This is a genomic window from Nocardioides guangzhouensis (assembly GCF_004519545.1).
Lineage (GTDB): Bacteria > Actinomycetota > Actinomycetes > Propionibacteriales > Nocardioidaceae > Nocardioides > Nocardioides guangzhouensis.
Genome location: NZ_SDKM01000004.1, coordinates 1 through 24,946, shown reverse-complemented (window position 1 = coordinate 24,946; position 24,946 = coordinate 1). Strand labels below are relative to the sequence as shown.

Annotated in this window: 25 protein-coding genes; 17 read left to right on the top strand and 8 right to left on the bottom strand. The window is 72.8% G+C overall.

Going from position 1 to position 24,946, the window contains the following annotated elements:
- Positions 1-4 precede the first annotated feature (4 nt).
- Both EKO23_RS03785 and EKO23_RS03780 read left to right on the top strand, forming a co-directional pair.
- Positions 5-1,039: an NAD-dependent epimerase/dehydratase family protein gene (locus tag EKO23_RS03785; RefSeq protein ID WP_134714260.1), complete on the top strand. Its 1,035-nt coding sequence runs from the start codon at positions 5-7 to the stop codon at positions 1,037-1,039.
- A complete protein-coding gene (locus EKO23_RS03780; RefSeq protein WP_134714258.1) occupies positions 1,032-2,180 on the top strand; it encodes a lysophospholipid acyltransferase family protein in 1,149 nt (382 codons plus the stop codon). The genes EKO23_RS03785 and EKO23_RS03780 overlap by 8 nt, the downstream gene beginning before the upstream one ends.
- Before the next feature lie 20 nt (positions 2,181-2,200).
- Here EKO23_RS03780 and EKO23_RS03775 read toward each other — a convergent pair whose 3' ends face one another.
- From EKO23_RS03775 to EKO23_RS03765, 3 genes are all read right to left on the bottom strand, one after another.
- The gene (locus tag EKO23_RS03775; RefSeq protein ID WP_134714256.1) at positions 2,201-3,301 is read right to left on the bottom strand and encodes a DUF5667 domain-containing protein; all 1,101 of its coding nucleotides are present in this window, start codon (positions 3,299-3,301) and stop codon (positions 2,201-2,203) included.
- Positions 3,302-3,398: 97 nt separating this feature from the next.
- Positions 3,399-4,205 carry a sigma-70 family RNA polymerase sigma factor gene (locus EKO23_RS03770; protein WP_134714254.1) on the bottom strand — a complete coding sequence of 269 codons (807 nt, stop codon included), beginning with the start codon at positions 4,203-4,205 and terminating at the stop codon, positions 3,399-3,401.
- Positions 4,206-4,356: 151 nt separating this feature from the next.
- Positions 4,357-5,250, bottom strand: coding sequence for an HAD family hydrolase (locus EKO23_RS03765; protein ID WP_134714252.1), 894 nt, complete (start codon positions 5,248-5,250; stop codon positions 4,357-4,359).
- A gap of 33 nt (positions 5,251-5,283) precedes the next feature.
- Here EKO23_RS03765 and EKO23_RS03760 point away from each other — a divergent pair, with 33 nt between their 5' ends.
- The 7 genes from EKO23_RS03760 (at position 5,284) to hemB (ending at position 13,063) form a co-directional block, all read left to right on the top strand.
- Entirely contained in the window at positions 5,284-6,888 is a 1,605-nt protein-coding gene (locus EKO23_RS03760) for a class I adenylate-forming enzyme family protein (protein WP_134714250.1), read from the top strand.
- On the top strand, positions 6,885-7,136 hold the full coding sequence (locus tag EKO23_RS03755) for a glutaredoxin family protein (protein WP_134714248.1): 252 nt from the start codon (positions 6,885-6,887) through the stop codon (positions 7,134-7,136). Before EKO23_RS03760 ends, EKO23_RS03755 begins: the two co-directional genes overlap by 4 nt.
- 246 nt (positions 7,137-7,382) lie before the next feature.
- Positions 7,383-8,111 (top strand): redox-sensing transcriptional repressor Rex, encoded by a 729-nt coding sequence (locus EKO23_RS03750; protein WP_217702445.1) that lies wholly within the window; start codon positions 7,383-7,385, stop codon positions 8,109-8,111.
- The gene (locus EKO23_RS03745; RefSeq protein ID WP_134714246.1) at positions 8,108-9,400 is read left to right on the top strand and encodes a glutamyl-tRNA reductase; all 1,293 of its coding nucleotides are present in this window, start codon (positions 8,108-8,110) and stop codon (positions 9,398-9,400) included. The genes EKO23_RS03750 and EKO23_RS03745 overlap by 4 nt, the downstream gene beginning before the upstream one ends.
- The gene (hemC, locus tag EKO23_RS03740) at positions 9,397-10,341 is read left to right on the top strand and encodes a hydroxymethylbilane synthase (RefSeq protein ID WP_134714244.1); all 945 of its coding nucleotides are present in this window, start codon (positions 9,397-9,399) and stop codon (positions 10,339-10,341) included. The genes EKO23_RS03745 and hemC overlap by 4 nt, the downstream gene beginning before the upstream one ends.
- A complete protein-coding gene (locus EKO23_RS03735; RefSeq protein WP_134714241.1) occupies positions 10,338-12,038 on the top strand; it encodes a bifunctional uroporphyrinogen-III C-methyltransferase/uroporphyrinogen-III synthase in 1,701 nt (566 codons plus the stop codon). Before hemC ends, EKO23_RS03735 begins: the two co-directional genes overlap by 4 nt.
- Positions 12,039-12,088: 50 nt before the next feature.
- Complete coding sequence (gene hemB / locus EKO23_RS03730; RefSeq protein ID WP_246050882.1) at positions 12,089-13,063, top strand: porphobilinogen synthase; 975 nt, start codon at positions 12,089-12,091, stop codon at positions 13,061-13,063.
- A gap of 122 nt (positions 13,064-13,185) precedes the next feature.
- On the opposite strand, the gene EKO23_RS25765 is transcribed toward hemB, so the two are convergent.
- On the bottom strand, positions 13,186-14,409 hold the full coding sequence (locus EKO23_RS25765) for a lytic transglycosylase domain-containing protein (RefSeq protein WP_217702444.1): 1,224 nt from the start codon (positions 14,407-14,409) through the stop codon (positions 13,186-13,188).
- A 236-nt stretch (positions 14,410-14,645) separates the two neighbouring features.
- On the opposite strand from EKO23_RS25765, the gene hemL reads away from it, so the two are divergent.
- Genes hemL through ccsB form a run of 6 tightly spaced genes read left to right on the top strand, consistent with a single transcriptional unit; the run spans position 14,646 to position 20,642 of the window.
- Positions 14,646-16,010: a glutamate-1-semialdehyde 2,1-aminomutase gene (gene hemL / locus EKO23_RS03720; RefSeq protein ID WP_246050881.1), complete on the top strand. Its 1,365-nt coding sequence runs from the start codon at positions 14,646-14,648 to the stop codon at positions 16,008-16,010.
- Positions 16,007-16,702 carry a histidine phosphatase family protein gene (locus EKO23_RS03715; protein WP_134714235.1) on the top strand — a complete coding sequence of 232 codons (696 nt, stop codon included), beginning with the start codon at positions 16,007-16,009 and terminating at the stop codon, positions 16,700-16,702. The genes hemL and EKO23_RS03715 overlap by 4 nt, the downstream gene beginning before the upstream one ends.
- Positions 16,703-16,743: 41 nt before the next feature.
- The gene (locus tag EKO23_RS03710; RefSeq protein ID WP_167880313.1) at positions 16,744-17,304 is read left to right on the top strand and encodes a TlpA disulfide reductase family protein; all 561 of its coding nucleotides are present in this window, start codon (positions 16,744-16,746) and stop codon (positions 17,302-17,304) included.
- On the top strand, positions 17,297-18,046 hold the full coding sequence (locus tag EKO23_RS03705; protein WP_134714230.1) for a cytochrome c biogenesis CcdA family protein: 750 nt from the start codon (positions 17,297-17,299) through the stop codon (positions 18,044-18,046). Before EKO23_RS03710 ends, EKO23_RS03705 begins: the two co-directional genes overlap by 8 nt.
- Positions 18,046-19,638 carry a cytochrome c biogenesis protein ResB gene (gene resB, locus EKO23_RS03700; protein WP_134714228.1) on the top strand — a complete coding sequence of 531 codons (1,593 nt, stop codon included), beginning with the start codon at positions 18,046-18,048 and terminating at the stop codon, positions 19,636-19,638. The genes EKO23_RS03705 and resB overlap by 1 nt, the downstream gene beginning before the upstream one ends.
- Positions 19,635-20,642, top strand: a complete 1,008-nt coding sequence (gene ccsB, locus EKO23_RS03695; RefSeq protein WP_134714226.1) for a c-type cytochrome biogenesis protein CcsB — start codon at positions 19,635-19,637, stop codon at positions 20,640-20,642. The genes resB and ccsB overlap by 4 nt, the downstream gene beginning before the upstream one ends.
- Here ccsB and EKO23_RS03690 read toward each other — a convergent pair.
- Positions 20,624-20,839 carry a hypothetical protein gene (locus tag EKO23_RS03690; RefSeq protein WP_134714224.1) on the bottom strand — a complete coding sequence of 72 codons (216 nt, stop codon included), beginning with the start codon at positions 20,837-20,839 and terminating at the stop codon, positions 20,624-20,626. The genes ccsB and EKO23_RS03690 overlap by 19 nt on opposite strands.
- A gap of 44 nt (positions 20,840-20,883) precedes the next feature.
- On the opposite strand from EKO23_RS03690, the gene EKO23_RS03685 reads away from it, so the two are divergent.
- A complete protein-coding gene (locus EKO23_RS03685; RefSeq protein ID WP_134714222.1) occupies positions 20,884-21,189 on the top strand; it encodes a DUF4229 domain-containing protein in 306 nt (101 codons plus the stop codon).
- Positions 21,190-21,302: 113 nt separating this feature from the next.
- A complete protein-coding gene (cds1, locus tag EKO23_RS03680; protein ID WP_134714528.1) occupies positions 21,303-22,355 on the top strand; it encodes an L-cysteine desulfhydrase Cds1 in 1,053 nt (350 codons plus the stop codon).
- Positions 22,356-22,441: 86 nt separating this feature from the next.
- Here the strand turns inward: cds1 and EKO23_RS26395 are convergent, their stop codons facing one another.
- From EKO23_RS26395 to EKO23_RS03670, 3 genes are all read right to left on the bottom strand, one after another.
- A complete protein-coding gene (locus tag EKO23_RS26395) occupies positions 22,442-22,576 on the bottom strand; it encodes a hypothetical protein (RefSeq protein WP_281280847.1) in 135 nt (44 codons plus the stop codon).
- Between the two features lie 110 nt (positions 22,577-22,686).
- Positions 22,687-23,574 carry a 1,4-dihydroxy-2-naphthoate polyprenyltransferase gene (locus EKO23_RS03675; RefSeq protein WP_134714220.1) on the bottom strand — a complete coding sequence of 296 codons (888 nt, stop codon included), beginning with the start codon at positions 23,572-23,574 and terminating at the stop codon, positions 22,687-22,689.
- A gap of 10 nt (positions 23,575-23,584) precedes the next feature.
- Complete coding sequence (locus EKO23_RS03670) at positions 23,585-24,826, bottom strand: MFS transporter (protein ID WP_246050880.1); 1,242 nt, start codon at positions 24,824-24,826, stop codon at positions 23,585-23,587.
- Positions 24,827-24,946 lie beyond the last annotated feature (120 nt).

The window sequence follows — 24,946 nt, the reverse complement described above, 5'->3', positions numbered from 1 at the left end:
CATCTTGGGCAGGGTCGTTCTCGTCACCGGGGTCTCTCGTGACCTCGGACGGCGTTTCGCGCGGATAGCGGCGAGCGACCCTGCGGTGGACCGCGTGATCGGCGTGGACGTCGTCCCGCCCCGCGGCGACATCGGCGAGATGACGTTCGTCCGCGCCGACATCCGCAACCCCGTCATCGCGAAGATCATCGTCAAGTCGGACGTCGACACCGTCGTCCACATGAGCGTGGTCGCGACCCCCGGCAGCGCCGGTGGCCGCACGTCGATGAAGGAGTTCAACGTCATCGGCACCATGCAGCTGCTCGCGGCCTGCCAGAAGGCGCCGACGCTGCGGCACATGGTCGTCAAGTCGACGACGACGGTGTACGGCGCGAGCTCACGCGACCCGGCCATGTTCACCGAGGACATGAACCCCAAGCGCCAGCCGCGCTCGGGCTACGCCAAGGACGCGTTCGAGGTCGAGTCCTACGTGCGTGGCTTCGCCCGCCGGCGGCCGGACGTGCGGGTGACGATGCTCCGCGCCGCCAACGTGATCGGGCCGCTCACGCAGAGCCCGATCGTGCAGTACTTCAACCTGCCGGTGATCCCGACCGTGCTCGGGTTCGACCCGCGGATGCAGTTCCTCCACGAGTCCGACCTGCTCGACGTGCTGCGGCACGCGGCGATGGGCGATTCCTACGGCACCTTCAACGTCGCCGGCGACGGCGTGATCATGCTGTCGCAGGCGATCCGGCGGCTCGGGCGCACCGCCCTCCCGCTGCCGCCGTTCGCGGTCTCCAGCCTGGGCGGCATGCTCCGCAAGGCCGGGTTGGCCGACTTCTCCCCGGAGCAGGTCGAGTTCCTGACCTACGGCCGGGGGGTCGACACCACACGGATGCGCGACGAGCTCGCCTTCGAGCCGCGCTACACCTCCGCGGAGGCGTTCGCCGACTTCGGCAGCGCCCTCGGCCCGGGCGTCCACTCGCCGGGCCGGATCGGCTCGCCCGACCGGGTCCTGGCCGGGCTCGAAGGCTCGTTGGGAGGGGAGCAGCATGGGTGACGCCGAGGTGATCCCGATCGGCACCCGCGGCCGACCGGGTCGCGGCACGGGGCAGGACAAGCCGTCGTCCGCGGCCCGCAGCCTGGCCGGGCCGACCGCGCGCAACGGCAGCGCCAAGAGCGCGCCGCGGAAGGTCGCACCCCCGAGCGCCCCGCAGGACCCGCCGGCCACCGAGGTCGAGCCGACCTCCGCGGGGGCACCCGCCTCCGGCGGCACGTCGTCGACGACGGCGACGGACCGCACGCCCGGGATCCCGGTCACCGACTGGCTGTCCGCGTTCGCCCACGGCGCCCGTGAGGTCTTCGGCGAGGCCTGGGAGCCGCGACTGGCCGAGTTCCTCGCCTTCCTGCGCCGACGGCTGACCGGCGACTACGTCGTCGACGAGTACGGCTTCGACCCCGAGGTCACCGAACGCTTCCTGATCGCCTCGCTGCGACCGATCGCGGAGAAGTGGTTCCGCATCGAGGTCCGGGGCATCGAGAACATCCCGACCGAGGGTGGCGCCCTGGTGGTCTCCAACCACTCCGGCACGATCCCGGTCGACGGCCTGATGACCATGGCCAGCATCCACGACCAGACCGGCCGGTTCCTGCGTCCGCTCGGCGCCGACCTCGTCTTCAAGCTGCCGCTGGTGAGCGAGATGGCCCGGAAGGCCGGCGCAACGCTGGCCTGCAACGAGGACGCCGAACGGATGCTGCGCGGCGGTGAGCTGGTCGGCGTGTGGCCCGAGGGGTTCAAGGGCATCGGAAAGCCGTACGCCGACCGCTACAAGCTGCAGCGGTTCGGCCGCGGCGGGTTCGTCGGCGCCGCGCTCCGCACCGGCGTACCCATCGTGCCGCTGTCGGTGGTCGGCGCCGAGGAGATCTACCCGCTGGTCGGCAACGTCCCGTCGCTGGCCCGGCTGCTCGGCGTGCCGTACATCCCGATCACGCCGTTCTTCCCCCTGCTCGGTCCGCTCGGCCTGGTGCCGCTGCCGTCGAAGTGGATCCTCGAGTTCGGCGAGCCGATCCGCACCGACGAGTACGACGAGCACGCGGCCGAGGACCCGATGCTGGTCTTCAACGTGACCGACCAGGTCCGCGAGACCATCCAGCAGACGCTCTACCAGCTGCTGATGCAGCGCACCTCGGTCTTCCGCTGACCGACGAGGGCCTCAGCGGGTCAGGGGAGCAGGCCGCCGAGCAGCGGGTCGACCACGCCGTCCTGGAGCGTGTCGGTGACGTCCTTGACGGGCTTGTCCGGGAGCGAGGCCTTCTTCTTGTCAGGCGAGAGCAGCTTGTCGGTGACGTCGCCGAGCGTGTCTCCCGCACCGTCCCCGCCGTCGGTCGGCAGCAGCGACGTGGGGGAGTCCTCGTCGTCGCCGGAGGTGTCGGTGGTGGTGGAGCCCTGTGAGCTCCTCTCGCCGGTGCGGTCGCGCGGCACGATCACCACGGGAGGGCCGACCTCGGTCGCCGTCGGCGTGGCCAGGTCGGAGAAGCTGCGCAGGAACATCGGGGGGACCTCGTCGATGCCGCCGGCGCAGTCGGGGCACGCGGTCGCGGCCCGGTCGTCGATCTGGGCGATCACCTGGGCCGCGTGCTCGAGGTTGCCGCGGGCCGACGACGGGAGGTCGTCGCTGAGCTCGACCAGGCGGTCCATGCTCTCGGCGGCGAAGGCGCGGAGGTCCTCGACCGGGGCGCGGTCGCCCGTGCGCTCGAAGTCGTCGAGGACGAGGTCGGCAGCCGACTGCGACTGGGAGGAGAAGTCGTCGAGGGCGTCGGGGAGCGCGGAGTCGCCCGAGTCGCCGCGCGCCTTGAGTGCCGAGGCCTCGTCGAGTCGGCCGCTGGCGCTGGCCAGCAGCACCCTGGCCTTGGAGACCTCGTCGACCTGGAGCGCGGAGTGAGCACCCTCGATGATCCGCTTGACCGGGTAGAGCGCGTCGCCGGGGAGCGCGTCCTGGGCGGCGACGGCCATCGACGTGCCGGTGCCGAGCAGCACCGCGGTGCCGGCCGCGATCGCGAACCGGCGGTCGCGGCGGGTGCGGGTGTGGGTGCGCATCGCCAGCTTCGTGTCGACCGGCGCCAGCGCGACGTCTGCCTCGGCGAGGAGGGCCTCACGGAGCCCGGTGACGAACCCCGCACGCGGTTCCACCAGCGGGGTGCCGCGCAGCAGCGTCACCAGCTCGACCAGGTCCTCGTGGCGGGTGCCGGCGGCATTTCCCACGCCGTCCACCAGGGCGGCGAACTCCTCGGCGCGCCGTCGCGCCGGGATCACCGAGCTCATCGCAGTCGTCCGTTCGTGTCGTCGTACCCGCAGCACACGCGCTGCCCCGTCCACCCGCTCAACGACGGGGCAGCCGGGGAGGTTACGGGGCGGATGCTCATCGGTCCCTCAGCCCTTCGGGGAGCAGCTTGGCGAGGTTCCGCACCCCGCGCAGCTGGAGCTGCTTGACCGCCCCGTCGGACCGGCCGAGGACCTGTGCGGTCTCGGCGATGCTCAGGCCCTGGAGGAAGCGCATGATCAGGCACTCCTGCTGCTCCTTGGGCAGCTCCTTCAACGCGGTGAGCAGCGCCTCGTTGGTGAGGGCGTCCAGGACCATGCTCTCCGGCCCCTCGGCCGGGGCGTCGTGGACCGCCATGTCGTCGGTGGCCAGCTCGAGCCGGGTGCGACCGGCCTTGAAGTGGTCGGTGGCCAGGTTGCGGGCGATGGTCATCAGCCAGGCGCCGAAGTCCTTGCCCTGCCAGCGGAACGAGTTCATCGAGCGCAGCGCCCGGAAGAACGTCTCCGAGGCGAGGTCCTCGGCCAGCGTCTGCGAGCGGGTGCGGTAGAAGAGGAAGCGGTAGACCGACCCGTGGTAGTGGTCGAAGAGGAGGCCGAACGCCTCCTTGTCGCCGCCGCGAGCCAGCTCGACCAGCGCGATCAGCCGCTCCCGCTCGGCCTCGTCATCCTCGGAGGAGGCGGCCAGGTCGGCGTCGCCGTACCCGCCGGCGAGCATCCCGGCGTCCGCGGTGGCCTCGCTCAGCAGCAGGCCGGCGCCGAGGCGGGGGCCGCGCCGGACGGCGGAGGTGTCGGGGCGCACGAACCCGGTGTGGGCGAGCGCAGGCTGCGGGGGACCGGCGAGCGCGGCCAGCACGGCGGCACGCAGTGCCGCCAGACCGCGCGTCAGGTCGCGCTCTCCCCATGCCATGCTCGAGCCTCCCGATATGACCCCTCTGGACTAGTGTGACCTAGCCCCTACGGACCGGTAACCACAGTAGGCAGTAATCCCCGTTCTGTGAACGGTCGTTCTCCCATTGTGACCCAGGCCACCCTCGCCCGTGCAAACCCTGGGGCGTGAGTCAACGGACGCGACTGCGGCGCACTGCCGTGGCAGCGGCCACCGCGCCGCCGATCGCCCCGGCGACGGCGCCGGTGACCAGGCCGGCCCGGGCGGCCTTCCGGCCGGTGCGGTAGTCGCGGACCCGCCACCCGTTGGCCCGGGCGTGCGCCCGGAGCCTGGCGTCGGGGTTGATCGCGCACGGGTCCCCGACCAGCGACAGCAACGGGAGGTCGTTGTAGGAGTCGGAGTACGCCGAGCAGCGGCTCAGGTCGAGGTTCTCCCGCGCCGCCAGCGCCTTGACCGCCTCGCCCTTGGCGGGCCCGTGCAGCATGTCGCCGACCAGCCGGCCGGTGTAGACGCCGTCGACGTGCTCGGCGACGGTGCCCATGGCGCCGGTGAGCCCGAGCCGGCGGGCGATGATCTGGGCGATCTCGATGGGTGCGGCGGTGACCAGCCAGACCCGCTGGCCCTGGTCGAGGTGGAGCTGGGCGAGGGCGCGGGTGCCCGGCCAGATGCGGTGCGCCATCGCCTCGTCGAAGATCTCCTCGCCGAGGTCCTCGAGCTCGGCGACGGTGTGCCCGGCGATGAACGCCAGCGCGGAGGCCCGGGTCTCGGCGACGTGCTCGGGGTCCTCGACGCCGACGAACCGGAAGTAGGCCTGCTTGTACGCCGCCCCGAGGATGTCGCGCGTCGTGAAGAACTTGCGCCGGTACAACCCCCGCGCGAGGTGGAAGATGCTGGCGCCCTGCATGACCGTGTTGTCCACGTCGAAGAAGGCCGCGCTGGTCGGGTCGGAGGGAACGTCGAGCGCGGTCTCGACCTCGGCGGCTGCGGCGGCCGCCTCCCCGGCGAGGGTCGAGCGCACCTTCAGATCGATGTGGCGGGGCGGGGTGCGCCGCTTCTCCGGGGTCACCGGGCCAGCGTATCGGTGTGGAAGTATCGGCCCATGACGAACTCCGTGGCCGACCTGCTGACCGCGGCAGCGCAGGACCGGCCGGACGGGGTCGCGGTCGTGGAGGCCTCCGGCGGTCGCCGGCTCACCTGGTCCCAGCTCGACGACGAGACCAGCCGCGTCGCGGCCGGCCTCGGTGCCGCCGGCCTGGTCGGGGGGTCCCGGGTGACCATCGCGCTGGGCAACCGGATCGAGTTCGTCACCACCTACCTCGGGGCGCTCCGGGCCCGGTTCGTCGCGGTCCCGGTCAACCCGCGCTCGACCGCCGGGGAGCTGGCCCGGACGGTCGCGCACTCCGGCTCGCGGATGGTGGTCGGCGACTCCGACACCGTCGCGGGCGTGCGCGAGGCCATGACCCTGCTGGTCCGGGCCCGCGACGGCGAGGTCGAGGACACCGAGGGCATCTGGTCCCCGGACTCGGCGCTGCCCCAGGTCGTGGTGGTCGGCGCCCCCACCGGCGACGGCGAGCGCACGTACGCCGACCTGCTGGCCGACCCGGGCCGCCCGCTGCCGCCGCAGCAGGACGCCGAGGTGCTGGCCGCGCTCCTCTACACCAGCGGCACCTCGGGCCGGCCACGCGGCGCGATGCTCAGCCACCGGGCGCTGCTGGCCAACATCGAGCAGGTGGCCTCGGTCGAGCCGCCGATGATCACCGCCGACGACGTGGTCCTGGGGGTGCTGCCGCTGTTCCACGTCTACGGGCTCAACGCCGTGCTCGGCGGCACCCTGCGACAGCGGGCCCGGCTGGTCCTCGCAGAGCGGTTCGAGCCCTCGGGCACCCTCGACCTGATCGAGGACGAGGCGGTCAGCGTGGTCCCGGTCGCGCCGCCGGTCTTCGCGCAGTGGCTGGCGATCGACGACCTCCGTGAGCGGCTCGGCCCGGTCCGCACGGTGCTGTCCGGCTCCGCGCCGCTGTCCGCCGAGGTCATCGACGCGTTCGAGGCCGCGACCGGCGTCCCCGTCCACCAGGGCTACGGCCTGACCGAGGCGTCCCCGGTGGTCACCTCCACCCTCTGCTCCCCGCACGCGCAAGCCGGGTCGGTGGGCGCGGCCCTGCCCGGCATCGACATCCGCCTGGTCGACGACCAGGGCCACGCCCCCGAGCCCGGTGACCCCGGTGAGATCGAGATCCGGGGCGCGAACCTCTTCTCCGGCTACTGGCCGGACGGCGCCGACGGCCCGGACGGCGAGGGCTGGTGGCTCACCGGCGACGTCGGCTTCCTCGACCCCGACGGCGACCTGGTCCTGGTCGACCGCCGCAAGGAGCTGGTGATCGTGTCCGGCTTCAACGTCTTCCCGGTCGAGGTGGAGGACGTCATCACCGAGGTCGACGGGGTCTCGGCTGCCGCGGTGATCGGGGTCGCAGACGAGCGCACCGGCGAGGCGGTGGTCGCGTACGTCGTCGCCGACGGCCCCGAGGACCGGGTGCGCGACGCGGTGCTCGCCCACTGCGCCACCCGGCTGGCCCGGTTCAAGCAGCCGACGACCGTGCACGTGGTCGACGAGCTGCCCTACACCGTCACCGGCAAGGTGCAGAAGGGCCGGCTCCGCGCGGCCGAGCGGCGCCGTACGGTCGCGCTGCTCGAGGACGGTCAGTGACCGCCCGGGTCACCCTGGTCTCGCGGCAGGGCTGCCACCTCTGCGACACCGCGCGCGCCGTGGTCGAGCGGGTGTGCACCGACCTCGGTGAGGAGTACGTCGAGGTCGATGTGGACGAGACCGACGGGCTGCCTCCGCAGTGGTCGGACGAGGTGCCGGTGACCCTGGTGGACGGTCGCCAGCACGACTTCTGGCGGGTCGACGAGGACCGGCTCAGGACCGCCCTCGCGACCCCTCCCTCGGGCTGACCCGCACCCCGCGCGGCGTGAGCCATCCCACATGTGCTAGCGCCCGGCACTTCTCAGTTTGTTCTCCAGTTCACAAACTCCTACAGTGATCGAGCCGCCACGGCCGACGCCCCGGGACCCGTCCGGGGTCGGACCGGTGCCGGGTGGCTCCTGGAGACGAGACAGTTGACTGCGCGGACGCCCGGAGAGACAGGCCCTGACCAGGTCGCGGCTGTCTCGGGTGTCCCGTCGAACCTCCCCGCGGGCGTGCCCTCCGAGGTGCCCGCGGAGGCACCCTCGCGCGGCCCCGGACGGGACATCCCCGAGGCCACCGTCGCCCGGCTGCCGGTCTACCTGCGGGCGCTCACCGCTCTCGAGGAGCGCGGCATCGGGACCTGCTCCAGCGAGGACCTGGCCGCGGCCACCGGGGTCAACAGCGCCAAGCTGCGCAAGGACCTCTCCTACCTCGGCTCCTACGGCACCCGCGGCGTCGGGTACGACGTCGACTACCTGCGCTACCAGATCGCCCGCGAGATCGGGGTCACCCAGGACTGGCCGGTCATCATCGTCGGCATCGGAAACCTGGGCCACGCGCTGGCGAACTACTCCGGCTTCCGGTCCCGCGGCTTCCGGGTCGTGGCGCTGCTCGACGCGGCGCCGGAGCGGCACCGCGAGCAGGTCGCCGGCCTCCCGGTCCGCCCGTTCGACGAGCTCGAGGACATCGTCGACCAGCAGCAGGTCGCGATCGGCGTGATCGCCACCCCCGCCGTGGCCGCCCAGGACGTCGCCGACCGCATGGTCGCCTCCGGCATCACCAGCATCCTCAACTTCGCGCCCACCGTGCTGTCGGTCCCGGACGGCGTCGACGTGCGCAAGGTCGACCTTTCGATCGAGCTCCAGATCCTCGCCTACCACGAACAGCGCAAGGGCGCTCCCGAGGAGGGCGGGCAGCGCCCGTCCCGACGGGCCGGCACGGCTGCGGGGGTGACGGCATGAGCGTCCTCGTGGTCGGGGTGTCCCACAAGACCGCCCCAGTCGACGTCCTGGAGCGCCTCGCGCTCGACCCCGACGGGGTCGCGAAGCTGGTCGGCGACGTCTCCGCTGGCGAGCACGTCACCGAGGCGACCGTGCTGGCCACCTGCAACCGGATCGAGGTCTACTCCGACGTCGACCGCTTCCACGGCAGCGTCGAGGAGATCTCCCGCCTGCTCTGCGAGCGGGCCGGCCAGGCGACCGCGGAGGTGTTGCCGCACCTCTACGTCCACTACGACGACGGCGCGGTCTCCCACCTCTTCCACGTCGCCGCCGGCCTCGACTCGATGGTGGTCGGCGAGGGCCAGATCCTCGGCCAGGCCCGCGAGGCGCTGCGCCTCGGGCAGGAGCTCGGCACCGTCGGCCCGGCGCTCAACGTCCTGTTCCAGCAGGCGCTGCGGGTCGGCAAGCGCTCCCGTGCCGAGACCGACATCGACCGGGCGGCGCCCTCGATGGTGACCGCGGCGCTCGACCAGGCCGTCCCCGGCGGCACCCTCGCCGGCCGGCGGGTGCTGGTCGTCGGCGCCGGTGCGATGGCCTCGCTCGCGGTCTCCACCGCCGCCCGCCTCGGCGCGGTCGACATCGCGGTGGTCAACCGCACCGACAGCAACGCCCAGCGGCTCGCCGCCGAGTACGCCGCCCGCTCGCTGCCGATGGACGGGCTCCCGGCGGCCCTGGCCGAGACCGACGTCCTCATCTCGAGCACCGGCGCCACCGGAGTCGTCGTGCCCCTCGCCATGGTGCAGGCGGCCCGTGCCGGCGCGCCCCATCCGCTGGCGATCATCGACCTCGCGCTCCCGCACGACGTCGACCCGGCCGTCGCCGACCTCCCCGGGGTCTCGCTGATCGGACTGCGCCAGCTCGCCGACGACTTCCGCGACTCCGACGCCAGCCGCGAGGTCTCCGGCGTCCGTGCGATCGTCGGCCAGGAGATCGGCGCGTTCCTCGCCGCCCGCAAGCAGGCCAGCGTCACGCCGACCGTGGTCGCGCTGCGCTCGATGGCCACCTCCGTCGTCGACGCCGAGATCGAGCGGCTGCTCACCCGGCTCCCCGACCTCGACCCCGCCGCGCGCGCCGAGGTCGAGCAGGCCGTACGCCGGGTTGCCGACAAGCTGCTCCACCAGCCGACCACCCGGGTCAAGGAGCTGGTCAACGAGGCCGGCGCCGTCTCCTACGCGGACGCGCTGCGCGAGCTGTTCGCGCTCGACCCCGACGCGGTCGACGCGGTGACCAGGCCGGGGGCTCCCTCATGAATCTCCCGATCAGGGTCGGCACCCGTGCCTCGCTGCTGGCCCGCACCCAGTCCACGCTGGTCGCCGATCGGATCGCCGAGCGGCTCGGCGTCGAGGTCGAGCTGGTCGAGGTGACCACCGAGGGTGACGTCAACCGCGCCCCGCTGGCCACCCTCGGCGGTGCCGGCGTCTTCGTGAGCGCGCTCCGCGACGCCCTGCTCGACGGCAAGGTCGACGTGGCGGTGCACTCCCTCAAGGACCTCCCCACCGGTCCGGCCGCCGGCATCGCGCTGGCCGCCGTACCTCTCCGCGAGGACCCGCGCGACGTCCTCGTCGCCCGTGACGGCCTCACCCTGGGCGAGCTGCCGGTCGGCAGCGTCGTCGGCACCGGGTCGCCGCGCCGGGTCGCCCAGCTGCACGCCCTCGGCCTCGGCTTGGAGATCACGGGGATTCGCGGGAACATCGACACCCGGGTCGGCAAGGTGACCGGGGGAGAGCTCGACGCTGTGGTCCTCGCCCGCGCCGGGCTGGCCCGGATCGACCGGCTCGACGTCGTCACCGAGGTGATCGACCCGATCCAGATGCTCCCCGCCCCCGGGCAGGGTGCGCTGGCGGTCGAGTGCCGCAGCGACGACACGGACCTCGTGGAACGCCTCCGGGAGCACCTGGAGGACCCGTTCACGCGGGCCGCGGTCGACGCGGAGCGGGCGGTGCTCGCCACGCTCGAGGCGGGGTGCTCGGCGCCGGTCGGCTCGCTCGCGGAGGTCGCCGAGGGGGACGACGGCCCGGAGGTCTGGGTGCGGGCGGTGACGCTCGCACCGGACGGGGGAGTGGAGATCCGACGCTCGGCGAGCGGCCCGCTCGCGGACGCGGCAGGGGTCGGGCAACGGCTGGCCGCCGGGATGCTCGACGAGGGCGCAGCAGCACTGATCGAACCACCAGCTAGAAGGCAGCAGGCATGACTGGACGCAAGACCATCGCCAAGACCCCCGTGACCCCGGTGACCACGCCGGGTCAGGCCAAGGGGTGGGTGTCGTTCGTGGGCGCCGGCCCCGGTGACCCCGACCTGCTCACCGTGCGCGCCGCGGATCTCCTCCGCGGCGCCGAGGTCGTGGTGACCGAGCTCCCCGAGCACGCCGACCTGGTCCGCTCGGTGCTGGGCCTCCCGGCCCCCACGGTCGTCGTCGACGACGAGGGCAACGAGACCGTCGAGCCCGGACCCGGGCCGGAGCTGGTCGACGGCGGCTTCGGCGAGGACGGCCAGCCGCTGACCCACGCCGCCCGCGCCAAGGTCGTCGTCAAGCACGCCAGACGGGGCCTCCGCGTGGTCCGCCTCATGGGCGGCGACCCGTTCCTCTACGCCTCCGGCCCCGAGGAGGCGCAGGCCTGCGCCAAGGCCGGCATCGGCTTCGAGATCGTCCCGGGCGTCTCCTCGGTCACCTCGGTCCCGGCGTACGCCGGCATCCCGCTGACCACCAAGAGCAACCGCGAGGTCGCGGTCGTGACCTGCGGCGAGCGCGTCGACTGGTCGCGGTACGCCGACGACCGCACCTTGGTGCTGCTCTCCGCCGTCGGCGCGATCGCCGAGATCGCCGACGCACTGGTCGCCGCCGGGCGCTCGCCCGAGACCCCGGTGGCGATGACCCAGGTCGGCACCACGACGAAGCAGCGCACCGTCACCTCGACGCTCGCCCGGATCGCTGCCGACGCCCGCGCCAGCAAGATCGCGCCGCCCGCGATCACCGTCGTCGGCGACGTGGTCGACCTGCGTGAGGCGCTGTCCTGGTTCGAGACCAAGCCGCTGTTCGGCTGGCGCGTCCTGGTGCCGCGCACCAAGGAGCAGGCCGGCTCGCTGTCCCAGCGCCTGCGCGGGTACGGCGCGGTGCCCGAGGAGGTCCCCACGATCTCCGTCGAGCCGCCGCGCAACCCGCTCCAGATGGACAAGGCCGTCCGCGGCCTGGTCGAGGGCCGCTACGAGTGGATCGCGTTCACCTCGGTCAACGCGGTGAAGGCGGTCCGCGAGAAGTTCGAGGAGTACGGCCTGGACGCGCGGGCCTTCTCCGGCCTCAAGATCGCCGCGGTCGGCGACAAGACCGCCGCCGCGATCGCGGCCTGGGGCCTGCGAGCCGACCTGGTGCCGTCGGGTGAGCAGTCCGCGGCCGGGCTGCTGGCCGACTGGCCGCCGTACGACGAGGTGCTGGACCCGATCAACCGGGTCTTCCTCCCGCGCGCCGACATCGCCACCGAGAACCTCGTGGCCGGCCTGATCGACCTCGGTTGGGAGTGCGACGACGTCACGGCGTACCGCACCGTCCGCGCCACCCCGCCGCCGGCGCCGACCCGCGACGCGATCAAGACCGGCAAGTTCGACGCGGTGGTCTTCACCTCCTCGTCCACGGTCCGCAACCTGGTCGGCATCGCCGGCAAGCCGCACCCGTCCACGGTGATCGCCGTGATCGGACCGGCCACCGCGAAGACCGCCGAGGAGCACGGCCTGCGGGTCGACGTCCTCGCGTCGTCGCCGTCGGTGGAGGTGCTGGTCGACGCGCTCGCCGACTTCGGCGCCGCCCGCCGGGCGTCGCTGATCGAGGCCGGCCAGCCGGTGACCCGTCCGTCGGAGCGCAAGCCCGCCGCGCGCCGCAAGGCCACCAGCAGCTGACCGCACCCGCCGCTGATCGGCCGCGGCAGGGCGGTGCGAGGATGGAGCACATGGACGTCCCCTCGATCCGGCCGCGCCGGCTGCGGCGCACCCCTGCGCTGCGACGCCTGGTCCGCGAGACCTCGCTCGAGCCCGGGCAGCTGCTGCTGCCCCTGTTCGTCCGCGAGGGCGCCACGGAGCCGCTCCCCATCTCGTCGATGCCGGGCGTCGTCCAGCACACCCGGGAGTCGCTGCGGAAGGCCGCGGCCGAGGCAGCCTCGGCCGGGCTCGGCGGCGTCGTGCTGTTCGGTGTGCCCGAGCGCAAGGACGCGTTCGGCTCCGGTGCGCTGGACCCCGACGGGATCCTCAACGTCGCCATTGCCGACGTGAAGGACGAGGTCGGCGACGCGCTCACGGTGGTCAGCGACCTCTGCCTCGACGAGTTCACCGACCACGGCCACTGCGGGGTGCTCGACGACGCCGGGCAGGTCGACAACGACGCCACCCTCGCGGTGTACGGCGACATGGCCCGCGCACACGTGGCCGCCGGCGTCGACATGGTCGGCCCCAGCGGGATGATGGACGGGCAGGTCCGGGTGATCCGGTCCGCGCTCGATGAGGCCGGCGCCTCCGACGTGGCGATCCTGGCCTACTCCGCGAAGTACGCCTCCGCCTTCTACGGCCCGTTCCGCGAGGCCGTGGACTCCTCCCTCCAGGGCGACCGCCGCACCTACCAGCAGGACGGCGCGAACGCCGTGGAGGGCGTGCGCGAGGCGCTGCTCGACGTCGCCGAGGGCGCCGACATCGTGATGGTCAAGCCGGCGCTGGCCTATCTCGACGTGATCCGCCGGGTGCGCGACGCGGTCGACGTCCCCGTCGCGGCCTACAACATCTCCGGCGAGTACGCCATGGTCGAGGCCGCCGCCGCCCAGGGCTGGATCGACCGGGAGCCCGCGATCCTCGAGACGCTGACCTCGATCCGCCGCGCCGGCGCCGACATCGTGCTCACCTACTGGGCCCTGGAGGCCACCCGCCTCCTCGGCTGAGCTGCCGCCGCCGCGCGGTGGTTTCGAGACGGGCGCGCAGCCCGCCCTCCTCAACCACCGCCCTCCGCTGGTCGAGGAGCGAGCGCCAGCGAGCGTCTCGAAACCGTCGGGCGAGAGCCGGGTCAGCCGAGGCCGAGCCAGGCGAGGGCGGCGGCGAGCGTGTTCGGGATGATGCTTCGCGCCTCCGCCTCGGTCTTGCCCTGCACCTTGTCCGCGCAGATCGCGTCGCCGCCGACCAGCTGGTTGAGCGGGTCGCTGATCGCACCGAGCTCCTCGCGACAGACCACCAGCGCCTCGGCGTGGTCGAGCACGTCGGGCACCACCGGGACGTCGTCGACGGTGTTCCCCACGGTGTCGCCCGGCCCTTGGGTCGGCACGTCGCCGGGTGGAGTCGTGGTGCCGCCTCCACCGTTGCTGCCGCCGCCGTTGCCGCCCTCGCCGGTCGTGCCACCGCCTGAGGTGGAGCCGCCGCCGCCCGGGCCGGTCGACGAGGACTTGGGCTCGAGCACGGGGCGGGTGGTGCCGCTGTACTGCGGGAAGAACGTGACCGCGGCGGTGGTGTTGTTGGGCAATGAGGTGTAGTCGCCGTCCAGGTAGGCCTGCATCACGCGCAGCACCAGGTCGACGTACGCGTCGGAGTGGTTGTAGCGGTGCACCGCCGCGCGCCGGCCGGCGTCGGAGTCGAGGGACTCGTCGCCGGAGCAGAGGTAGACCGCGGTCGCGAGCGCCGCGTCGTCGATGTCCTGGGGGTTGCGCCTGGTGTCGCCGTCCGCGTCCACGCCGACCACCGACCAGGTGGTCGGGATGAACTGCATCGGGCCGACCGCGCGGTCCCACGTCGCGTCGGAGTCGTAGAGGCCGCCGTCGCTGTCGGCGATCTTCTGCGTGTCGTTGGTGCCGTCGAGCGCGATGCCGAAGATGCCCGGCCGGGAGACCCCGTCCTCGCCGAGCGTGTTGCCGCCGTAGCGACCGTGGTCGGACTCGACCCGGCCGATCGCCGCGACCAGCTGCCAGGGCAGGTTGCACCGGCGGTCGGCGGCGTTGATGACGGTCTCGGCGCGCTGGTACGCCGCGAGGGCGGCCGACGGGATGCCGCTGACCGAGGCGGTGCGGACGATGCTCGCGGTCGACCCGCCGGTGAGGCCGAGGTCGGCCGGGTCGGAGTAGTTGGCGGGGTCCTGCACCGCGTCCGTCGGGATGCTGGTGCCGTCGGGCAGCACACCGGGCTCGCCGGCTGCCGTCGCGGTGCTGCCGCCGACCAGGCTGGCGGTCCAGGCGGCCGACAGCAGGGCCAGCGGGACCAGCGTGATCGCCTTCTGGCCCCGACCGAATCGCTGAGCGGTCATCGAATCGTCACTCCCCATCGCTTCGTCCTGCACGCTCCCTCACGCGCGGGTACATCGGACAAACGACGCAATCGCCCCGGAGTTACGCCCCGGTAACGTGCCGCGGTCCGGCGCCCCGCCCTCCCGAGATGTGGGGGACCGGGATGATCGTGCCCCGAAGTCGTCCGGGTCACACCTCGAACCGTCCCGGATCCGCCGATGTGCAGTGCCTTGGGCCGGTCGGGGAGAATGCAGCGGTGACCTCCCCCGAGCCGACCACGCAGACCGCCGCGCCCGCCGGCACGCAGCGGTCCGCCCATCTCTTCGCGCGAGCCCGCGCGGTCACCCCCGGTGGCGTCAACTCCCCGGTCCGCGCCTTCGACGCGGTCGGCGGTACGCCCCGGTTCATCGCCTCGGCCCGCGGCGCGTGGCTCACCGACGTCGACGGCACGGCGTACGTCGACCTGATCGGCTCGTGGGGGCCGATGCTGCTGGGCCACGCCCATCCCGAGGTGCAGGCGGCGGTCGCCGAGGCGGTCGCCCGCGGCACGTCGTACGGCACGCCCACGGTGCCCGAGGTCGAGCTGGCCGAGGAGATCGTGTCGCGCGCGCCGATCGAGGCGATCCGCTTCGTCTCCTCCGGCACCGAGGCCACCATGTCGGCGATCCGGCTGGCCCGCGGGTTCACCGGCCGCGACCTGGTCGTGAAGTTCGCCGGCTGCTACCACGGGCACGTCGACGCCCTGCTGGCCAGCGCCGGGTCCGGCCTCGCGACGTTCGCCGAGCCCGGCAACGCCTCGCCGAGCACCCCCGGCGTGCCCGCGTCGGCCACCGAGCTCACCCTGGTGCTGCCCTACAACGACCGGACCGCGGTCGAGGCGGCGTTCGCCGAGCACGGCGACCGGATCGCGTGCCTGATCACGGAGGCGGCCCCCGGCAACATGGGCGTCGTCCCGCCGGCGCCCGGCTTCAACGCGTTCCTCGCCGAGACCTGCGCCCGGCACGGCGCCCTGTTCGTCTCCGACGAGGTGATGACCGGCTTCCGCGCCAGCCGGCTCGGGCAGTGGGGGCTCGACGGCGCCGTGGAGGGCTGGCGGCCCGACCTGATGACGTTCGGCAAGGTCATGGGCGGCGGCTTCCCGGCCGCCGCGTTCGGGGGCCGGGCGGACGTGATGGCGGCGCTGTCGCCGCAGGGCCCCGTCTACCAGGCCGGCACCCTCTCCGGGAACCCGGTCGCGACCACCGCCGGGCTCACCACGCTGCGGCTCGCGACCGAGGAGGTCTACACCTACCTCCACCAGGTCGGCGACGTCGTGAAGGCCGGCGCCGCCGAGGCGCTGGCCGCGGCCGGCGTCCCGCACACGATCCAGTCCACCGGCACGATGTTCTCGGTCTTCTTCACCGGCGAGGCCGTCACCGACTTCGCGGGCGCCCAGCGCCAGGACCTCCCGGCGTACGCCGCGTTCTTCCATGCGATGCTCGACCGAGGGATCCACCTGCCTCCGTCGGCGTACGAGGCGTGGTTCCTGTCGGCGGCCCACGACGACCGGGCCGTGCAGACGATCCTGGACGCGCTGCCGGCGGCCGCCGAGGCCGCCGCCCGAGCCGGAGGGAAGGCATGACCGAGGCCACCCCGACCACGCCCGTGAAGACCACCGTGCACCTGCTCCGGCACGGTGAGGTCCACAACCCGGAGGGCGTGCTCTACGGACGGCGCGACGGCTACCACCTCTCGGAGCGCGGGAGCGAGATGGCGCGCGTGGTCGCCGAGGCGATCAAGGACCGCGACATCACCCACCTGTTCTCCTCGCCGCTCGAGCGCGCGCAGGAGACCGCGCGGCCGCTGGCCGAGGCCCGGGGTCTCGCCATCTCGACCGACGAGCGGGTCATCGAGTCCACGAACATCTTCGAGGGGTCCCGGTTCGCCGGCGGGCAGAACGCGCTCCGCAGCCCGTCCACCTGGCGGCACCTGTGGAACCCGTGGAAGCCGTCGTGGGGCGAGCCCTACAAGGAGGTCGTGGCCCGGATGAAGGCCGCGGTCGACGACGCCCGGGACGCGGCCCGCGGTCACGAGGCGGTGGTGGTCTCCCACCAGCTGCCGATCTGGATCACCAGGCTGGCCGCGGAGAAGCGCTCCTTCCTGCACGACCCGCGCAAGCGCCAGTGCACGCTGTGCTCGCTCACCTCGTTCAACTTCACCGGCGACACGCTCACCTCGATCGCCTACTCCGAGCCGGCCGGGCACCTGATTCCGCAGCGCGACAAGGCCGCCCCCTTCTCCGCCGGAGACGCCCCCGAGGAGCGCCGGCCCTGACGTTCCCGCCCCGCCCCCGCAGCCGTCGTACCACCGCGTCGGTGGTGCCTGCCTGCCTGCTCGCCGCGCTGCTCCTGCTCACGGGCTGCTCGAGCCTGCAGGGGACCGGGGAGAAGGGCTACGTGTCCGGCAACGGGCAGATCACCGAGCTCGACCCCGGTGATCGCGCCAAGCCCATCGTGCTGGCCGGCGAGGACCTCGACGGCAAGGACGTCGACGTCGCGGACCTCCGCGGCAAGGTCGTCGTGGTCAACGTGTGGGGCGCCTGGTGCACCGACTGCCGCAAGGAGGCTCCCGACCTGGTCGAGGCCGCCGAGAAGACCACCGGCAACGACGTCGCGTTCCTCGGCATCGACGCGCGCGACCCCTCGAAGGAGAACGCGCGCGGCTACGTGCGCACCTTCGGGATCCCGTTCCCGTCGATCTACGACCCCAAGGGCGAGACCCTGCTCCGCTTCCACGGCACGCTGACCCCGAACTCGGTCCCGAGCACCGTCGTGCTCGACCGGCAGGGTCGGGTCGCGGCGAGCATCCTCGGCACCCTGCCGAGCAGCACCACGCTCACCTCGATCATCCAGAAGGTCGTCGACGAGGATGGGTGACTTCTTCCGTGAGTCCGCGACCTCCGGGTCGCTGGCGCTGGCGATCCCGGTGGCCCTGGTCGCCGGACTCGTGTCGTTCTTCTCGCCCTGCGTGATCCCGCTGCTGCCGGGCTACCTCTCCTACGCCACCGGCCTGTCCGGCGCCGACCTCGAGGACGCCCGCCGCGGCCGGATGCTCGCCGGGTCGCTGCTGTTCGTGCTCGGCTTCACGGTCGTGTTCGTCGCGCTGGGGGCGCTGTCGGGTGTGTTCGGCTCCTGGCTGGTGACCTACCGCCGCGAGATCACGGTCGTCATGGGCTGCCTCGTCATCGTGCTCGGCCTGGCGTTCATCGGCTTCGTGCCCTGGCTGCAGCGCGACGTCCGCGTGCACCAGGTGCCCGCGGTCGGGCTGGCCGCCGCTCCGCTGCTCGGCTTCCTGTTCGGGCTGGGCTGGACTCCCTGCATCGGGCCCACCCTCGGCGCGATCCTGACGCTCTCGATCAACGAGGCCACCGCCGCCCGCGGTGCGGTGCTGTCCGGCGTCTACGCGCTCGGGCTGGGCATCCCGTTCGTGCTGGCGGGGCTGGCCTACCGGCGGGCGCTGGGCGCGTTCGGGTTCCTGCGCCGCCACCAGGTGTGGATCACCCGGATCGGCGGCGCCATGCTCGTGCTGGTCGGGCTGCTGCTGGTCACGGGCTGGTGGGACTGGCTCGTGAACTGGGTGCAGGTGCACCTCATCGTCGGCTTCGAGACGAGTGTGTGATGGCCACGACCACCGCCCCCAAGCCGCCCACCAGCACGCCGTCCGAGATGACGGCGAAGGAGCTGCTGCGCTGGAGCTGGCGCCAGCTCACGTCGATGCGCACCGCGCTGGTCCTGCTGTTCCTGCTCGCCCTCGCCGCGATCCCCGGCTCGGTGATCCCGCAGTCCGACGTCGACGCGTTCGCGGTGTCCCGGTGGCAGGAGCGGCACCCGAAGCTGACCCCGGTCTACGAGAAGCTCCAGCTGTTCTCGGTCTTCGACTCGGCCTGGTTCTCCGCGATCTACCTGCTGCTGGTCGTCTCGCTGGTCGGCTGCATCCTGCCCCGCACCCGCGTCTACTGGCGCGGCCTGCGCGCCAAGCCGCCCACCGCGCCGCGCAACCTGACCCGGCTGCCGGACCACGCGACGTACACCACCGACGAGGCGCCCGACGAGGTGCTCGCGCGTGCCGCCCGGGTGCTGCAGGGACGCCGCTACCGGATCGAGACCCGCGGTGACGCGGTCAGCGCCGAGCGCGGCTACCTGCGCGAGGCCGGCAACCTGCTGTTCCACCTCGCCGTGCTCGTGGTCCTGGCGGGGTTCGCGATCGGCTCGCTGTGGGGCTACAAGGGCGGCGTGATCGTGGTGGAGGGCAACGGCTTCTCCAACAACCTCACGCAGTACGACGACTTCGTGCCCGGCAGCCTGATGCGGGCCTCGGCGATGGAGCCGTTCAGCTTCGACGTCGACAAGTTCGACATCACGTGGCTGATGAGCGGGCCGCGCAAGGGCATGGCCCAGAAGTTCGTCGCCGACCTTACCTACCGCGAGACCCCGGACGGCGAGGAGAAGAAGTACCCGCTCCGGGTCAACCACCCGCTGTCGATCGGCGGCACCGACATCTTCCTGATCGGGCACGGCTACGCGCCGCGGATCACCGTGCGCGACGGCAACGGGGACGTCGCCTACTCCGGTCCGGTGATCTTCCTGCCCGAGGACCAGGCCACGTTCACGTCGTTCGGGGTGGTCAAGGCGCCGGACGCCCGCCCGAAGCAGATCGGTCTCGAGGGGCTGCTCTACCCGACCTTCCTCATGGTGAACGGGAACCCCACGTCCGTGCTCGGCGACGACCGCAACCCGCGGCTGTCGATGCTCGCCTACGCCGGGAACCTCGGCATGGACTCCGGCGACCCGCAGTCGGTCTACGTGCTCGACAAGGACCGGATGAAGCAGCTGACCAAGGACGACGGCAGCATGTTCCGGGTCGACCTGTTCCAGGGCCAGACCGTCGACCTGCCCGACGGCGCCGGGTCGGTGACCTTCGACGGGATGGACCCGTGGGTCCGGGTCCAGATCAGCCGTACGCCGGGGCAGGGCGTCGCGCTCGCCGGCGTCGTCCTGGCGCTGATCGGCCTGCTCGGGTCGCTGTTCATCCGGCCACGCCGGGTGTGGGTCCGGGTCCGCCGCCGGGAGGGGGACTCCTCCGGTGACGACGGGGACGGCACACTGGTGGAGGTCGCCGGGCTCGACCGTTCCGGCGGGGGCGACGTACCCGCCGAGCTGGAGCAGATCGTGGCCGCGCTGCAGGGCCGGCCGCAGGAGGAGAAGTCGTGACGAACACCCAGTGGGAGCAGCTCAGCGTCCAGGCGATCGCGGTCGTCGCGGTCGTCTACTTCCTCGCGTTCCTCGCGCACCTGGTCGAGTGGGCCGCGCTGCGCCGTACCGAGGCCAGGGTGCCGGTCGCGGCCGGGGGCGCCGACCTGGGCGACGTCGAGGCCGACGGCGACGACGACGAGCAGCGGCTCCAGCGGGCCGCGGTGTTCGGGCGCTTCGGGGTGCTGCTGACGGTCATCGGCGCGGTCGTGCAGTTCGTCGGCCTGCTGGGGCGGGGCATGGCCGCCGACCCGAACCGGGTGCCCTGGGGCAACATGTACGAGTTCGTCCTGACCGGCACCTGGGTCGTCGTGGTCCTCTACCTGCTGCTGTTCCGCAAGTACCACCTGGCCTGGCTTGCGCCGGTCGTCACCGGCTTCACGATCAGCGTGCTGATGCTGGCCCAGCTCTCGCTCTACGAGGAGGTCGCCCCGCTCACCGAGGCGCTCTCCTCGCCGTGGCTGGTGATCCACGTGGTCGCCGCGATCATCGCCACCGGCGCGTTCACGCTCGGCGGCATGGCCTCGATCCTCTACCTGGTCAAGGAGCGCGCCGGCGAGCAGACCGGCAACGGCTTCATCGCCCGGATGCCGTCGCCCCAGGCCCTCGACCGGCTGTCCTACCGCCTGCACGCGTTCGGCTTCCCGGTGTGGACGTTCGCGGTGCTGATCGCCGGCCCGATCTGGGCGCACTACGCCTGGTCGCGCTACTGGGGCTGGGACGCCAAGGAGGTCTGGGCGTTCATCACCTGGGTCGTCTACGCGGCGTACCTCCACGCCCGCGCCACCGCCGGCTGGAAGGGCCGCAACGCCGCGCTGATCGCGATCGTGGGAATGGCGACGCTGTGGTTCAACTTCATCGGCATCAACTTCTTCTTCGGCGGGAGCTCGCAGCACTCCTACGCCGCGCCGGCATCACCGGCGGCCGTGGTCGAGCGGGTGACCGCTCAGGCTTCGTCCTCGTGACGCTTTCGACGGCGGTTGAGGTCGCGCAGGAAGTCCGGGTCGTCGTCGGGCCCGATCGGGCGGCCCGGGTTGCGCGGCGGCAGCAGCGGCCGGCGCGACGGGGTGCTGCGGAACAGCCGACCACGCGTCTCGATGAGACGGGTGACGACGTAGATGATCACGGCGATGACCGCGACCGCGAGGAAGAACTTGCCCACACCCTCATGGTAGGACCCCGATGGGCGGGACCTAAGGTGGTCTCGTGAAGGAGTTCCTCGTCTACACGGCCCTGCGGATCGCGCTGTTCGCGGGAGCCTTCGGCATCGTCGTCGGAGTCTGGGGGCTCTTCACCGACAGCGTCCCCGTGCTCTGGGCGGTCGTGCTCGCCTTCATCGTGTCCGGCATCGCGTCGTACTTCCTCCTCAACGGGGCCCGCGAGCGGTTCGCCCGCAAGGTGCAGACCCGGGCTGCGCGCGCCTCGGCGAAGTTCGAGGAGCGCAAGGCCCGCGAGGACGTCGACGAGCCCGCCGACGGCACCGTCGACCGCACGGGGGAATCGCCGTCGTGACCCGCCCGCCCGCGGTGTCCCCGTCGGTGACGGGGGCGGTCCGTGAGGCGCGCAGCGACGGGTGCTGCACGGTCGGGCGTCCGGCCGGCGGACCGGACCCGGACCGGGCCTGGCTGAACGAAGCGGTACGCCGGGTCGAGGCCGACGCGAACCGCTCCGCCGACACCCACCTGCACGTGTTCCCGCTGCCGGCGGACTGGGGGATCGACCTCTACCTCAAGGACGAGTCGGTGCACCCGACCGGCTCGCTCAAGCACCGGCTGGCGCGGTCGCTGTTCCTCTACGCACTGTGCAACGGGTGGATCGGGCCGGGCACCACCATCATCGAGGCGTCGTCCGGGTCGACCGCGGTCTCCGAGGCGTACTTCGCGCGGCTGCTCGGGCTGCCGTTCGTGGCGGTCATGCCGCGGTCGACGTCGCCGGAGAAGATCGCGCTGATCGAGTTCCAGGGCGGCCGCTGCCACCTCGTCGACGACCCGGGCGCGATCTACGACGAGTCGCGGCGGCTCGCGGCCGAGACCGGCGGCCACTACCTGGACCAGTTCACCTACGCCGAGCGGGCGACGGACTGGCGCGGCAACAACAACATCGCCGAGTCGATCTTCGCCCAGCTCGCCGAGGAACGGTTCCCGGTGCCGGCCTGGGTGGTCGTCGGTGCCGGCACCGGCGGCACCTCCGCGACGATCGGGCGCTACATCCGCTACCGCCGCTTCGACACCCGGCTGTGCGTGGTCGACCCCGAGAACTCCGCGTTCTTCCGCGGCTGGCTCGACGACGACCCGTCGGCCGTCGGGGCGGGCTCCCGGATCGAGGGGATCGGCCGGCCGCGCGTCGAGCCGTCGTTCCTGCCCAGCGTGGTCGACTGCATGATCTCGGTCCCCGACGCCGCCTCGATCGCGGCCGCGCGCTGGTGCACCGAGATCACCGGGCGACCCGTGGGTGGCTCGACCGGCACCGCGCTGTGGGGGGCGCTGCACCAGATCGCCGGGATGCGGGAGGCGGGGCTGAGCGGGTCGGTCGTCACGCTGCTGTGCGACGGCGGCGAGCGGTACGCCGCGACGTACTACGACGACGACTGGCTGGCGGCGCAGGGCATCGACATCGCGCCGTACCTCGAGACGCTGGAGGCGTTCGGCCGGACCGGGGTCTGGGCCGAGCCCCGCTGACCGTCACGGATCATGCGGTTCGGTCCCCACCGCAGGGATTTCGGGCAGCAGCAAGCGGCTCGTGACCCATTGGTGCGGTCGGACGGTCAGTCCTTGCGGCGCTCGAGGCGGCGGCGTACCCGGCTCTCGTCCTGGCCGAGGACCTTCGCCAGGATCTGCACGCGGTAGACGTAGGCCGCGACCAGCGCGCCGACGATGACCAGGAAGATCAGGATCCCCATGCGTCGAGCGTACGTCGGTCCTGGTCGCCGTCGGACGTCATGCGAGCTGGCTGCCCGGGCGACCCTGCCCGGGCGACCGATCCGGATGACGTCCGGCGCGTCGTGACGACTCAGGCGACGAACAGCGGGACCGCGACCGCGACCGACCAGATCAGCTCGGCGGCACCGGTGGCGCCGAGGACCGGGACCAGGGCCGGGCCGACCGCGCCGCCGAGGACGGCGCGGGCCGGGGCGACGCAGCGGGCCAGGAAGACCAGGCCGAGCAGCGCCCACCAGGTCGTGGCCGAGGCGACGCCGACCACCGCGGCCGCGGCCGCGCCGACCAGCAGGGCGTAGAGGCCGCGGGTGCGCTCGTCGCCGAGCAGCACCGCCAGCGTGCGCTTGCCGACCTCGCGGTCGGTGGGGATGTCACGGAGGTTGTTGACCACGAGGATCGCGCACGCCAGCGCACCGATGCCGATGCCGGCCCAGAGGGCGGCGGGCTCCCACGACTCGGTCTGGACGTACGTCGTGCCGACCACGGCGACCAGCCCGAAGAACACGAACACCATGACCTCGCCCAGCGCCATGTAGCCGTACGGCCGCGACCCGCCGGTGTAGAACCAGGCGGCCACCACGCAGGCGGCGCCGACCGCGACCAGCCACCAGGCGGTGGTCGCGGCGAGCACCGTCCCGGCGACCGCGGCGACGCCGAACGCCAGGAACGCGGCCCGCTTCACCGCCGTCGGGCTGGCCGCGCCGGAGCCGACCAGCCGCATCGGGCCGACCCGGTCGGCGTCGGTGCCGCGGATGCCGTCGGAGTAGTCGTTGGCGTAGTTCACGCCCACCTGCAGCGCCAGCGACACCACCAGCGCGAGCAGCGCCTTCCACCACACCAGCCCGTCGGCGTACGCCGCGACGCCGGTGCCGGCGAGCACGGGAGCGACCGCGGCAGGCAGGGTCCGGGGCCGGGCGCCGGCCACCCACTGGGCCGGCGTGGTGGGGGCGGAGGTCGTCACGAGGGACGATTCAAGCAGTCACGGCCGCCGGTTCGGCAGCGAGGTACCGCTGCGCCGCCCGGGCCGCCGGGTGAGCGGCCGCCGCGGCGCCGACCGCGATGGCCGCGATCAGCACCCAGCCCGTCGTACCCCACTCGAGCGCGAGGAACGTGAACGCGGCCGGGCCGACGATGCTCTCGAACTGCATGCCGAGGCGCCAGACGCCTTGGTACTCCCCGCGGCGGTGCGGGTCGGAGAGCTCCGAGACCAGCCCCCACGACGCGGCGGACTGGAACAGCTCGGCGCCGGTGATGGTGACGTGGCCGAGCCAGATCAGCACGATCGACACCCAGCCGACGGTGTCGTGCGTGACCAGCAGCAGTGCGCAGGAGAGCACGAACGACGCCGCGCACAGGCGGACGGCGCGCAGCGCGCCCGGCACCGTGTCCGAGCCCCGGGCGGCCGGCACCTGGAGCAGCACCGCCATCACCGTGTTGGTGCCGAACAGCCAGGCCAGCAGCGTGTGCGGGGCGTCCGTCTCCTGCACCAGCCACAGCGGCACGACGACGTTGAGCAGGATCTGGTTGCTCTGGAGGACGCCGTTGCAGATGCCGAGCACCACGAAGCCGCGGTTGCGCAGCGCGGCGGGGGTGACCTTGCGCTCGGGGGCGACCACGCCCTTCTCGTGGTGCGTGGCCCGAGGGAGCCGGGCGATCAGGACTGCGTTGAGGCCGAGGATCGCGGCGGTGAGCAGGGGTACGGCGGTGATCACGGTGCGACTGCCGGTCGCCAGCGCGATGCCGCCGAGCAGGGCGCCGAGCGTGAAGCCGATGTTGAGGGCGCTGCGCATGAACGCCATCGACCGGACCCGCTCGGCGGGTGGGAAGACGTCGATCGTGTACGCCCCGCGGCCGGCGCTGCCCGCCGACTCGATGGTGGCCTGGATCGCGATGATCACGGCGAACGCCGCGAACCCGTGGATCAGCGGGTAGGCGAGGTAGCTCACGCCGCCCAGTGCCGCCGCGACCGCCCACATCTGCTTGGGCCCGACCCGGTCCGCGAGCTTGCCCATCGGCACCGAGAGCGCGAACGCGACGACGCCGCTGATCGAGAGGCCGAGGCCGACCTGGAACGCGGTGAGCCCGACGATCTGGGTGAAGAACACCGCGCTGCCGGTGAGGAAGGTGCCCTCGCCGATCGCGAACAGGATCGACTGCATCGACAGGCGTCGGGCGAGCGGCGTGGGTGGCAGGAAGCGGTCTAGAGCGGGCACCCGGCCGATTCAACCAGCGGGGCCCGACACCCGTCGCACCAATATCCCCGCCGAGGTGCCCGGTCTTGATGGCCGAGGTGCCCGGTCTTGATGGCCGAGGTGCCCGGTCTTGATGGCCGA

Coding starts and splice junctions, on each gene's coding strand:
- EKO23_RS03780 (WP_134714258.1), top strand. CDS start 1,032: ATGGGTGACGCCGAGGTGATCCCGATCGGCACCCGCGGCCGACCGGGT.
- EKO23_RS03775 (WP_134714256.1), bottom strand. CDS start 3,301: ATGAGCTCGGTGATCCCGGCGCGACGGCGCGCCGAGGAGTTCGCCGCC.
- EKO23_RS03770 (WP_134714254.1), bottom strand. CDS start 4,205: ATGGCATGGGGAGAGCGCGACCTGACGCGCGGTCTGGCGGCACTGCGT.
- EKO23_RS03760 (WP_134714250.1), top strand. CDS start 5,284: ATGACGAACTCCGTGGCCGACCTGCTGACCGCGGCAGCGCAGGACCGG.
- EKO23_RS03745 (WP_134714246.1), top strand. CDS start 8,108: ATGAGCGTCCTCGTGGTCGGGGTGTCCCACAAGACCGCCCCAGTCGAC.
- hemC (WP_134714244.1), top strand. CDS start 9,397: ATGAATCTCCCGATCAGGGTCGGCACCCGTGCCTCGCTGCTGGCCCGC.
- EKO23_RS03735 (WP_134714241.1), top strand. CDS start 10,338: ATGACTGGACGCAAGACCATCGCCAAGACCCCCGTGACCCCGGTGACC.
- hemB (WP_246050882.1), top strand. CDS start 12,089: ATGGACGTCCCCTCGATCCGGCCGCGCCGGCTGCGGCGCACCCCTGCG.
- EKO23_RS25765 (WP_217702444.1), bottom strand. CDS start 14,409: ATGACCGCTCAGCGATTCGGTCGGGGCCAGAAGGCGATCACGCTGGTC.
- EKO23_RS03715 (WP_134714235.1), top strand. CDS start 16,007: ATGACCGAGGCCACCCCGACCACGCCCGTGAAGACCACCGTGCACCTG.
- EKO23_RS03705 (WP_134714230.1), top strand. CDS start 17,297: ATGGGTGACTTCTTCCGTGAGTCCGCGACCTCCGGGTCGCTGGCGCTG.
- resB (WP_134714228.1), top strand. CDS start 18,046: ATGGCCACGACCACCGCCCCCAAGCCGCCCACCAGCACGCCGTCCGAG.
- EKO23_RS26395 (WP_281280847.1), bottom strand. CDS start 22,576: ATGGGGATCCTGATCTTCCTGGTCATCGTCGGCGCGCTGGTCGCGGCC.